The sequence below is a fragment of the Streptomyces sp. NPDC012935 genome, assembly GCF_042900345.1.
In the GTDB taxonomy this organism is placed as follows: Bacteria; Actinomycetota; Actinomycetes; order Streptomycetales; family Streptomycetaceae; genus Streptomyces.
Genome location: NZ_JBIBBC010000004.1, coordinates 343,354 through 354,710 on the forward strand (window position 1 = coordinate 343,354; position 11,357 = coordinate 354,710).

Annotated in this window: 8 protein-coding genes; all 8 read right to left on the reverse strand. The window is 69.3% G+C overall.

Translation table 11 applies throughout. The features are described from left to right. Window positions 1-113: 113 nt before the first annotated feature. Window positions 114-2,219: a hypothetical protein gene (locus tag ACFY5C_RS13385; RefSeq protein WP_389444141.1), complete on the reverse strand. Its 2,106-nt coding sequence runs from the start codon at window positions 2,217-2,219 to the stop codon at window positions 114-116. Between the two features lie 146 nt (window positions 2,220-2,365). After that, on the reverse strand, window positions 2,366-3,865 hold the full coding sequence (locus ACFY5C_RS13390; RefSeq protein WP_389443918.1) for an SDR family NAD(P)-dependent oxidoreductase: 1,500 nt from the start codon (window positions 3,863-3,865) through the stop codon (window positions 2,366-2,368). Between the two features lie 181 nt (window positions 3,866-4,046). Further along, the gene (locus tag ACFY5C_RS13395; RefSeq protein WP_389443919.1) at window positions 4,047-5,255 is read right to left on the reverse strand and encodes a hypothetical protein; all 1,209 of its coding nucleotides are present in this window, start codon (window positions 5,253-5,255) and stop codon (window positions 4,047-4,049) included. Window positions 5,256-5,366: 111 nt separating this feature from the next. After that, entirely contained in the window at window positions 5,367-6,926 is a 1,560-nt protein-coding gene (locus ACFY5C_RS13400; RefSeq protein ID WP_389443921.1) for an alkaline phosphatase D family protein, read from the reverse strand. Window positions 6,927-7,115: 189 nt separating this feature from the next. Then, a complete protein-coding gene (locus ACFY5C_RS13405) occupies window positions 7,116-8,633 on the reverse strand; it encodes an FG-GAP-like repeat-containing protein (protein ID WP_389443923.1) in 1,518 nt (505 codons plus the stop codon). A 347-nt stretch (window positions 8,634-8,980) separates the two neighbouring features. Beyond that, window positions 8,981-10,426, reverse strand: coding sequence for a GTPase ObgE (obgE, locus tag ACFY5C_RS13410; protein WP_389443925.1), 1,446 nt, complete (start codon window positions 10,424-10,426; stop codon window positions 8,981-8,983). A gap of 106 nt (window positions 10,427-10,532) precedes the next feature. Then, window positions 10,533-10,787: a 50S ribosomal protein L27 gene (gene rpmA, locus ACFY5C_RS13415; protein ID WP_010041940.1), complete on the reverse strand. Its 255-nt coding sequence runs from the start codon at window positions 10,785-10,787 to the stop codon at window positions 10,533-10,535. A 14-nt stretch (window positions 10,788-10,801) separates the two neighbouring features. Next, window positions 10,802-11,122: a 50S ribosomal protein L21 gene (gene rplU, locus ACFY5C_RS13420; RefSeq protein ID WP_007381993.1), complete on the reverse strand. Its 321-nt coding sequence runs from the start codon at window positions 11,120-11,122 to the stop codon at window positions 10,802-10,804. Window positions 11,123-11,357: the final 235 nt, after the last annotated feature.

The following is an 11,357-nucleotide window of genomic DNA, read 5'->3' on the forward strand; positions in this document are numbered from 1 at the left end:
CACATCGCGAACTGACATGGGCTCACGTGATTCGGGAAGTGGAAGTGGCCCTTCAGAAACGACGCAGCGGCCCCCGAGGATCGCTCCTCGGGGGCCGCTGCGTCGGTCGTGGGTCAGGCGGTCAAGTCGTCCTCGGCCGCCGACGCCCGCGGCACCGGCACGGTCGCCGGCACGGGGTCGGGCTCGGGCTCGGGGTCCATGTCGGCTCCGGTCGCCGTCCGCGACTCCTGGCCGACATTGCGCGTCTCGGCCTTGATCGCGAGTTTCGCCACCGCGGTGTTGAACTGGCAGATGGACGTCGGCTCGTCCGGGCCGAGCAGGTACCGCTTGAGCTCCCCGCGGTCCGCGGCCAGCGCATCGGCGGCCGGATCCCGTACGGCGTCCAGCAGCTCGCCCAGTTCGGCCGCGCTGTTGGACAGGATCGTCGCGGCGCGCACCGCGGTGTTCGCCCGCTTGAACTCCTCCACGCCCAGCTCGGCGGAGTCCGTCACGGCGTACGGCTTGCCGCTGGCGATGAAGTCGGAGACCACGCTGGAGATGTCGGAGACCATCGCGTCGGAGACGTTGAAGCAGTCGTACAGGCGCGGCTCGGCGCCTGTGATGACGCGGTGCTCATGGCCGGGGAAGGAGCGCCAGTACGCGGTGTTCCACTCGGCGCGCAGCCGGGCGACCTCCTCGTGCCTGGCGGTGTCGACCAGCCCGTCGCGGGTGGCCTCGGCCTCGTCACCCTTGCCGTTGCCCTTCCCGTTGCCCTTGCCCTTCCCCGACAGCTCGGCGAGGCGGGCCTCGATGCGGGCCAGCTCGGCCTTGGCGGCGGTCAGCGTGGCGGTGTCGGCCGTGAAGCGCGCGTCGGTGACTCGCTCGGCGGCGGCCTGCTCGACCAGGGCGATGATCCGCCGGTGCGCGGCTCCGGCCTCCTTGCTGACGGTGCCGGTGAAGGGGTGCGGCTTGTACAGCACGCGGACCGGCGGGTCGGCCGACACGAGCTTCTTCACGATGCTCTCGCCGGCCAGCACGATCGAGGTGTTGCCGGGGTTGCCGTCCCAGCCCTCCCAGGTCGGCGCGTACAGCACGGTCGGGATCCGGCCCTCCGGGACACCGCTCCAGCCCTGGATCGGCGCCAGCTGCGGGCGGCCGACCTCGACGATGTCGTCGTCGCGGACACCGACGTCGGCGATGGCGTAGCGGTCGCGGCCCGCGCGGCCGGCAGTCCACACCTCGTCGTAGACCTTGCTGTACGGGTTGACGCTGGCCAGCTTGTCACTGTCGCCGTGGCCGATGAAGACGTGCTTCATGGTCGGGACGCGCAGCAGGTGGATGTTCTTGCCGACGTTCGCCGCGTACAGAGCGACGCGCACGTTCGACAGGTCCAGGTTCATCAGGTGCACACCGCCGGGCACGCAGATGACGGGGACCGTGGTGGGCGCGAGATTGTTCAGGATGACGCGCTCACGCAGGATGATCAGCGGCTTGGAGTCCAGCTGCTCCATGGTCTCCAGCCACATGTTGACCTGGTACGCGGAGTCCTTGGAGCCGGAGAAGTACAGCACCGTCTCAGGCTGGTACTCGCCCAGCCAGTCGTCGACGGCCGCCAGCACGGTGTCGGCGTTCGGCGGGATCTTCGACCCCCGCACGTAAGGCACGAGCGCCAGCACGTAACTGCAGCCCACACCCACGGTGATGCCGATGCCGACGAAGCCGACCACGGCCGACTCGAGGGACGCGGAGACGAGGATGCCGGCGACCGCCGCGAGGTCGAGGTGCAGCATCTTCTCCGCGGAGCGGTGCAGCAGCCTGCGCGGCGGGGCGTCCGGGATGCGGATGCGCGAGGCGAGGTCGACGTTGCGGGTGGCGACCGGCATACGGCGGCGGTTGCGGATCAGGGTGACCAGCGCGCCGTGCGGGGCCTGAAGGCCGTAGAAGGCGATGAAGCAGGCGATCGCGCCGTAGTAGATCAGGTCGTCCGCGAGGCCGAGCCGGGCCAGCAGCAGGATCAGCAGCAACTGCCTGATCAGGAAGCGGATCGACAGACCTGCCCGCACCTTGCTCAGGCGGTTGACCAGATAGCTGCCCTTGCGGTGCAGATAGTGGTCCGCCAGGTACGTCACGGCGGCCGCGGCCGCGAAGGCGGGAACGCTCGGGACGAGCGCGGCCAGCATGAGCGCCGGGAAGCCCAGCATCATGAGGGCCGCCGCGGCCAGCTCGGCCGCGCTGCCCACCCGGGCGACGCGAATAGCGGTGGATATCACGGAGAACCTGCTCAGGGAGGGGGCCGGTCTGAAGGGGGAAGGACTCAGGCCCCTGTGAATTCTTCGTGAACGAAGAATCGCAGAGGCCTGAATTCCATAAGGCTATTAACTGATGATTATGCCATGCCGTCCTGGCGGTCCAGAACACTGGCCAGCGCCTGCTCGAAGCCGGACGCCTTCCCGGCGGCCGCCGTCGGGTCCTGCTGGCGGACGTCGATCACATGGCCGGTCAGCTCGGAGAGCAGCACGTCGAGGGAGGTGCGGGCGACGGCCTCGGAGGAGAGCAGGCTGCCCGAGGGCTCCTGGCCGAAGGCCTTGGTGCGCATCGGGGTGGCGGTGCGCTCCGGGTTGATGCAGTTGACGCGGATGCCGTCGCCGGCCCACTCGTCGGACAGGGCCTGGGTGAGGTTCACCATGGCCGCCTTGGTCGAGGAGTACAGGCTGTACTCGGCGCGACCGCGGGTGTAGCTGCTGGAGGTGTACAGCAGCAGCTGGCCCTTGGTCTCGGCCAGGTACTTGTACGAGGACCGCGCGATCTGCACCGGGGCGAGGTAGTTGACCTTCAGCGCCTCCTCGATGGTGGCGTTGTCGGTCTCGGCGAGCTTGCCGATGCGCAGCACGCCGGCGGTGTTGACGACGTAGTCGATGCGCCCGGTCTCGGCGTACGCCTTGGACAGCGCGTCGTCGACCTCCTCCGGGTTCTCCACGTGGGTGCCGGTGGTGGAGCGGCCCAGCGCGTACACCTTGGCGCCGTAGGACTCGGCGAGTTCGGCGATGTCCTTGCCGATGCCGTAGGAGCCACCGAAGACGACGACGGTCTTGCCGGTCAGCAGTTCGCGGTAGGTCTCTTCGCTGACCTGCTCGGGCGTGGCGGTGGAGGCCAGCTGGAAGAGCTTGTCGGCGATGAAGACGTCGACGGGCTGAGTGACCTTCATGTTGTACTCGTCACCCGCGACGACGTGGATCGGCACGTCCGGCAGGTACTTGAGCACGACGGAGCAGTCGTCCGTGGCCTGGAAGTTGGGGTCACCGGCGGCGACCTCGTAGGCCCGCTTGATCGTGGACAGCTTGAACGCCTGCGGCGTCTGGCCGCGGCGCAGCCGGGAGCGGTCCGGGATCTCGGTGATGAACTCGCCGTCCTCGCCGTGCGTGCGGGTCACGATGATGGTGTCCGCGGACGGGATGGCGACGTCGACGGCCTGGAAGCGGTCCAGCGCCACGACGCAGTCGTCGATGACACGCTGGGACAGCAGGGGGCGCACGGCGTCGTGGAAGAGGACGTTCAGGTCCTCGCCCTCGGCCAGGCCCTCGCCGAGGGCGTCGATGGCGCGCTCGGTCGTCTCGTTCCGGGTCGAGCCGCCCTCGATGATCTTCTTGACCTTCTTGAACCCGGCCTTGGCGACGATCTTCTCGACGCCCGGCACGTAACCGGGCGCCATCAGCACGATGATGTCGTCGATCGAGTCGGCCTTCTCGAAGGTGGTCAACGTGTGCTCGATGACTGCCTTGCCGGCGATCTTCAGCAGCTGCTTGGGGATCGACAGACCCACGCGCTGGCCGGTACCACCAGCCAGGATCACTGCGGTGGTACGGGGCTTGGCTATGTGCTGGGACACAGGTGACCTACCTTGTGGCGACTGGGAACCTGGAAATGGTCCCACTTGGGGTTACCGCAGTGCAAGGTGAGCGTCCCCGTCTGCATATGTGCGCGCAACCTGTCATTCACCTTGTACGCATGGTCATTGCGCTGAAGCCCGCCGGAAGTTCCCGGCTGTTGCCGTGAGTAACGACACAGGCTCACCGAAGCCTCAGCCGCTTGAGGCAACGGTGGCCGAGCACCCGCACCAGCTCCCGGGACGACGTCTGGTGAACGGTGCGCGACTTCGCGGGCGCGGCATGCCGCACGGGAGCGCCGGCCGCCGCGGCAAGAGCCCCGTACAACGCATGCGCCGCCACCTCGGGAGCCATGCTCGGTACGGCGTCGATCCTGGCCGCCGGCTTCTGTACGGCGGCCGGCTGCACGGCGGACAAAAGGCTCATGTCGCCGATGATCCGCACCCCGGTCGACACGATCCGGTCCGCCATTTCGGCACCGATCCCGGCGGCGGCCTCGACGGCCCATTGCGGGGTGCAGATCTTCACGTCACCGGGACCGGGAGCGCACGTGTTCTTCATATGCATCACGGCGCCGTTCCGGACGAGCTGCGAATAGAGCTCTTCGGGCAGCTCATTGGCGCGGAATTCCTTATTAAGATTCCGCAGCATTTCGGTCTCGGCCAGGGTGAGCGAGCGATTCGCCGCGTCCGGAATCGGCCGCAGTAGCTGCGCGGGCAGCCCGAGCAGCGCCTCGAAGGCGCGCATCAGGCCCTCCCGGTCCCGGTCGTCGACCACGACGACGGTGACCCGCTCCGCGCCGGCCACCCGCGCCCAGCGCTCGACGAGCCGGTCATGCCGGTGCCGACGCCAGAAACTGGGAGTGGGCCTGTCGTACGGCGGCTTCCTGAGCAGGTGCTCCAGCCAGTCCTCGTAGCCCATGCGCAGGCCGTTCTGCACGTACTGCTGCCACTGCGAGGGCATGATCCGCGCGAGCGGGCGCAGCGTGACCAGGACGTGCACGCGCTCGCCGCCGAGCTGCTCGACGATCCGCTCCACGGTGTCGTCGTCGGGGGCGTCGGCGAAGAACTCGCTGCTGATCACGGACGTCCGCCGCCCGGTGCCGCGCACCTGCTCGAGCAGCCGCTCCCAGTGCCGCTCGGTGGGGGCGGGGTCGCCCATCATGCCGGTGCGGGCGCAGGCGGCCAGGACCGCTTCCATCGGGTGCCGGGTGGCGGCCGGCCACTCGACACCGTGCCGGGCCATCTCGGCCCTCGCCTCGAACAGGGCGCCCTGGATCGAGGTGGTGCCCGTTTTGTGCGGGCCGATGTGCAGCAGGCGGGTCCCGGTGGCGAGCGGGGTGATCACGCCGCCGTTGGCCGGGAGTTCATCTCTCGTACAGTCCGTCTCCATGGTCAGAGGACGGTAAGAGAGCTTGCTGAGAGAGCGCTGAGAGTGACCTGGGACACGGATGAGTCCCAGGCCCTCCAGCAGGTGTTACGGAAGTGACAGAGGTTGCGGGAGTTACACGACCTCGACGCCCGGCCGGCCCGCGTCGACCCGCAGCCGGGCGAGCGTGCTCGGCGTGGCCGTCTGCGCACGCACGGTGTCCACGATCCGCACCTGCGCGTCGATGCCGTCGCGGCGGATGTCGAAGAGGTGGTAGCCGCGATGGGCGTCGAGGAGCTTCCAGTGCGGGTTGTCCGGCAGGCGCGGGTCCCACTCCTTGTGGAAGGCGTCCTGGTCCTGGTCGCCGTTGCTGGAGATGGACGTACCGACGAACTCCGCGCCCACGACGTCCGAGCCCGGGTCGGCGTAGTCCTCCTTGAGGTCGCTGATCATCGTCAGATGACGGTCGCCGGTGAACACGACCGGGTTGCGGACCTGCTTCAACTCCTGCATCAGGGCGTTGCGTTCGGCTTGGTAGCCGTCCCAGGCGTCGTAGTACCAGAGCTTGCCCTCGCCGACCTTGAGGTCGGTCTCGGCCATCATGATTTGCGAGCCGATCATGTTCCAGCGGGCCGGCGAGTGGCGCAGCCCGTCGATCAGCCAGCTCTTCTGCTCGGCCCCCAGCATGGTGAGCGACGGGTCCTGGGCCGCCTCCTGGCTCTTGACCTGGTCGCTGCGGTACTGCCGGGTGTCCAGCACGCTGAGCCGGGCCAGGCGGCCGAACTCCAGGCGGCGGTACATCTGGATGTGCGGGCCGTTCGGAATGGCGCTCGCGCGGACCGGCATGTGCTCGTAGAACGCCTGGTAGCCCGCGGTCAGCCGGGCCACGAACGCGTCGTGCGGCTGCTTGTCCGGGTCCTGCGGGATCTCGCCGGCGAAGTCGTTGTCGACCTCGTGGTCGTCGAAGGTGACCACCCAGGGCGCGTTCGCGTGCATCGCGGCGAGGGCCGGGTCGGTGCGGTACTGGGCGTACCGGTTGCGGTACTGGACCAGGCTGTACGGCTCACCCGTGCCCTCGTGCCGGCGCACACCCGTCGCCGACGGCGTGGACTCGTAGATGTAGTCCCCGACGAACAGGACGAAGTCGGGGTCCTGGTCGAGCATGTCGGCGTACGGCGTGAAGTAGCCGTGCTGCCAGTTCTGGCAGGAGGCCAGCGCCATGCGCAGCCGGCCGCCGGAGCTCGTCGGGTGGGGCGCGGTGCGGGTGCGGCCGGTGGGCGAGAGCTGGCCGCCGGTGCGGAAGCGGTACCAGTACGTACGGCCCGGGCGCAGCCGTCGTACGTCGACATGGACGCTGTGCCCCAGCTCGGGCCGGGCCTGGGCGACCCCACGGCGCACCGGTTTACGGAACCGCTCGTCCTCGGCGATCTCCCACTCGACGGACACCACGCGATCGGGCATGCCGCCGCCGTTCAGCGGGTCCGGGGCGAGGCGCGTCCACAGCACGATGCCGTCGGGCAGCGGGTCACCGGAGGCGACACCGAGGCTGAACACGCCGTCGGGCAACGGGGTTTCGGCGGCCCGGGCGGCCGACGGCAGCCACAGCTGGGCGGAGGCCGCGGCGCCGAGCACCGCGGCACCCGCGGTCAGAAAGCGGCGTCGGTCGGGCGATACGGATCCGGAAACACCGGTCATCGGCGAACTCCCCTGCCTCGCTGGCCTCTTGGACACTTCGGATGCTCACGCCCGAGGGCGGCCCGGCTGCTGAACTGTGAGCTTCGCGTGCATGACAACTAGGGAGACAACGGAAGACCCGCTGCGGCACGGCAAGGTGCCTTTTCCACAACGGGTCTGCCGGTCGATCAGTGAGTGAACCCGGCTGGATCAGTAGTTGAACCCGGAGCCCAGCTTCGCGTTCGTCGCGACCGTGCCGAGGGTCCCCGCCCCGAAGGTGAACGAGCCCGTCGGGGTGACGCCGGCCGAGGTGGACTTGAACACCCACACCGACCCGGCGTTCGCGTTCTCCCCCGGTGCGCCTACGACGAGTTCCGCGCGGCCGTCGTGGTCGGCGTCCATGAGGTGGGTCGCGCCGCCGAACGCGTCCTTGGTCTCCGCCGCGCCCGGCACGCCCTCGGTGGCCTGATTGACTCCGCCTGCGCCGGTGCCGGTCAGACCGTTCGCGCCGCCGCGCAGTACGACGGCACCGCCGGCGTCGCTCAGACCGTCGAAGTCCTCGCCGGGCACGCCCGTGGAGACATCGGCGTACCCGTCGCCGTCCACGTCGGCGACCGAGACGTCGGAGCCGAAGCCGTCGCCGCGTTCGGCGGCGCCCGGGACTCCGGCGCTGTCCTGGTTGACGTACATCGCCTTCGTACCGACGGGCCCGTTCGCGGAGCCCGGTATGAAGGCGACCCGGCCGCCCGTGGGGATGGGAGTGTCGAGGTCGCCGTCGTAGCCGTCGACGGAACGGCCCACGACGATGTCCTCGTACCCGTCCCCGTTCACGTCACCGAGGTCGAGGGACTCGCCGCCCTGCACCCGCCGGTCCCGGGCGTCACGCAGCACGACCCCCTCGGCGAGCCCGTCCCGCGTGCCCCGCCAGTACGTGACACGGCGGGCGTCGTACTCGTCGCCGTCGTGCATGGTGCCGACGACGTCGTCGATGCCGTCACCGTTCACGTCGCCGGTGGCCAGGTCCAGGAAGCGGGGGTCGGATTCGTCCAGGACGATCTGCTCCCCGCCGCTCGCGGAACCGTCGCGGCCGAAGGGGCCCTTGACGACCCGCAGCTTGACCTGGCTCTCGACGACGACCAGGTCCGGCGCCCCGTCACCGTTCACATCACCGACAGTCAGCTGCCCCTTGGCGCTGAGCCGGTCATAGGTCTCGCGCCCGTACGCCAGCGCCGCCCCGCCGGACAGCCCGTTCGCCCCGCCCCACAGGACCTGCACGAGCCCCGTCTCGGCACCGCCCTCGACGGAGTCCTCACCACTCACGCCGACGATCAGGTCCGCGTACCCGTCCCGGTCGAGGTCGGCGCTGCTCACCGCGCTGCCGAACAGGTCCTCCGTCTCTGCGGAGTCGGTGACGCCGGCCGTGTTCTGGCTGATGACCTGCTTGGAGGTGGTCCTCAGCCCACTCGCCGACCCGTAGACCACGGCGACGTACCCGGCCTTCGACTTCCCGTCGACGGTCGCCTCGGGCGCCGCGACCGCGAGGTCGGAGTAGCCGTCGCCGTCGAAGTCGTCCTGCAGCCCGTTGGCAGCGGGCGCCCCTGGAGCGTCCCCGGTGGCGGCGCCTGCGACGGGGACGGTCAGCAGGCCGGCGGCGAGAGCAACGCCGGTGGCAAGTCCAAGCCGGCTCCGACGAGAGAGGAGGGTGCGGCGCTGGGAAGGTGAAGGCACGTCATCTCCGTGAATCCGGCGGGCAGTTGAGGAGCGGAGAGACCTGAACCTTCAAGATCTCATCCACGCCGCCCAGTAGGACTCACCGGAGGGAGAGGGGGTTGCCCTGGGATGCGCCGCGAATTTCCCCGGAGTTAACCAATCCGGCCAGCCGCGTTCCTTGCGGCCGGCGGCGGCTGCGCTCACGCGCCATCAGCGCCTTTCAACGCCGGGTCCAGGCATTTCAGCCTGTCTGGGGGTGCCCCCTCCGAGGGAGTTTGAGGACGAGGCCGTTCAGGCCGAAGCGGGGGTCCGGGGACGACAGCCCCCGGACGACGGCACCGACAACGCCGCACTCACCCCAAGCCTCAGAACGGCTCGAAGTCGTCGAACTCCCGGAGGGCGTCGTCCCGTTCGGCCTCCTTGTCACGCCGCCGCTGCGCGGCAGGCCGCGGCGCCTCGAAGCGGTGGTCCTCGCCACGGCGGCCGAGCATCTCCGCGCCGGACATCAGCGTCGGCTCCCAGTCGAAGACGACGGCGTTCTCCTCGGGCCCGATGGCCACGCCGTCACCGGACCGGGCGCCCGCCTTCATCAACTCGTCCTCGACACCGAGCCGGTTGAGCCGGTCGGCGAGATAGCCCACGGCCTCGTCGTTGCTGAAGTCGGTCTGCCGCACCCAGCGCTCGGGCTTCTCACCACGCACCCGGAACAGCGGCTCGCCACCGGCGTCCTCGCGCGTCACGGTGAAGCCCGCGTCGTCGACGGCCTTCGGTCGGATCACGATCCGCGTCGCCTCTTCCGTCGGCTTCGCGGCCCGCGCCCTGCCCACCAGATCGGCCAGCGCGAACGACAACTCCTTGAGCCCGAGATGCGCCACCGCGGACACCTCGAAGACCCGGTAGCCACGGGCCTCCAGATCCGGCCGCACCATCTCGGCGAGGTCCTTGCCGTCCGGTACGTCGATCTTGTTCAGGACGACGATTCGCGGACGGTTGTCGAGCCCGCCGTACTCCTGCAGTTCCGCCTCGATGATGTCCAGGTCGGAGACGGGGTCCCGGTCGGACTCCAGCGTCGCGGTGTCCAGGACGTGCACGAGGACACTGCACCGCTCGACGTGCCGCAGGAACTCCAGGCCCAGGCCCTTGCCCTGACTGGCGCCCGGGATGAGCCCCGGGACGTCGGCGATGGTGTAGACGGTCGAGCCCGCCGTCACCACACCCAGGTTCGGCACCAGCGTCGTGAACGGGTAGTCCGCGATCTTCGGCTTCGCGGCGCTCAGCACCGAGATCAGCGAGGACTTGCCGGCGCTCGGGTACCCGACGAGGGCCACGTCGGCGACGGTCTTCAGCTCCAGGACGATGTCCTGCAGGTCTCCCGGCTCACCGAGCAGCGCGAACCCGGGCGCCTTGCGCCGCGCCGACGCCAGCGCGGCATTGCCGAGCCCGCCCCGGCCGCCCTGCGCGGCCACGTAGGACGTGCCTTGCCCGACCAGGTCGGCGAGCACGTTGCCCGCCCTGTCGAGAACGACGGTGCCGTCCGGCACGGTCAGGACCAGGTCCTGCCCGTCCTTGCCGGAGCGGTTGCCGCCCTCACCGGGCTTGCCGCTGGTGGCCTTGCGGTGCGGGGAGTGGTGGTAGTCGAGCAGCGTGGTGATCGACTGGTCGACGGTGAGGATCACGTCCCCGCCGCGCCCGCCGTTGCCGCCGTCGGGTCCACCGAGCGGCTTGAACTTCTCACGGTGGACGGAGGCACAGCCGTGGCCTCCGCTACCCGCGGCGACATGCAGCTCGACGCGGTCCACGAAGGTGGTCATGGGATGTGCCTCCAGTTACGTACGGGGTGTTCTCTGAGAACTAACACGCGAAAGGCGGACCCGCTTCCCGTGAGGGAAGTGAGGTCCGCCTCGCGAAAGCTTCCGATCAGGCGACCGGAACGATGTTCACGACCTTGCGGCCACGGTGGGTGCCGAACTGCACCGAACCGGCCTGCAGGGCGAACAGCGTGTCGTCGCCGCCACGGCCGACGCCCGCGCCCGGGTGGAAGTGGGTGCCGCGCTGACGGACCAGGATCTCGCCCGCGTTGACGACCTGACCGCCGAAGCGCTTCACGCCGAGGCGCTGAGCGTTGGAGTCACGACCGTTACGGGTGGACGATGCGCCCTTCTTGTGTGCCATCTCTCCTCAGTCCCTTACTTCGCAGCCGCGGGGATCTCAGTGACCTTGATCGCCGTGTACTGCTGGCGGTGGCCCTGACGACGGCGGTAGCCGGTCTTGTTCTTGTAGCGAAGGATGTCGATCTTGACGCCCTTGTGGTGGTCCACGACCTCGGCCTGAACCTTGATGCCGGCCAGCACCCACGGGTCACTGGTCACAGCGTCGCCGTCGACAACGAGCAGGGTCGAGAGCTCGACCGTGTCGCCAACCTTGGCAGTGGAAATCTTGTCAACCTCAACGATGTCGCCGACAGCAACCTTGTGCTGGCGACCACCGCTGCGCACGATGGCGTACACGCGGATCTCACTCTCTCGCTCGGGAACGGCACCCCCGCAGTCCAGCCGCCCGGCACGCGGACGGCCTCTCCGGAACAACCTGCGCTCCGGAGGGATGAGGTTTACGGGGATGTGGCGTGCCTGTATTCAGGGACACGCCGACGGTCAAGGTTACGGGGCCGTGGCCAAGGGGGTCAAACCGGGCCGGGCTCCAACGCAGTGCGGCCGGTCACATGGACCGGCCGCACCACGCATC

Coding starts and splice junctions, on each gene's coding strand:
- ACFY5C_RS13395 (WP_389443919.1), bottom strand. CDS start 5,255: ATGGAGACGGACTGTACGAGAGATGAACTCCCGGCCAACGGCGGCGTG.
- ACFY5C_RS13400 (WP_389443921.1), bottom strand. CDS start 6,926: ATGACCGGTGTTTCCGGATCCGTATCGCCCGACCGACGCCGCTTTCTG.
- obgE (WP_389443925.1), bottom strand. CDS start 10,426: ATGACCACCTTCGTGGACCGCGTCGAGCTGCATGTCGCCGCGGGTAGC.
- rpmA (WP_010041940.1), bottom strand. CDS start 10,787: ATGGCACACAAGAAGGGCGCATCGTCCACCCGTAACGGTCGTGACTCC.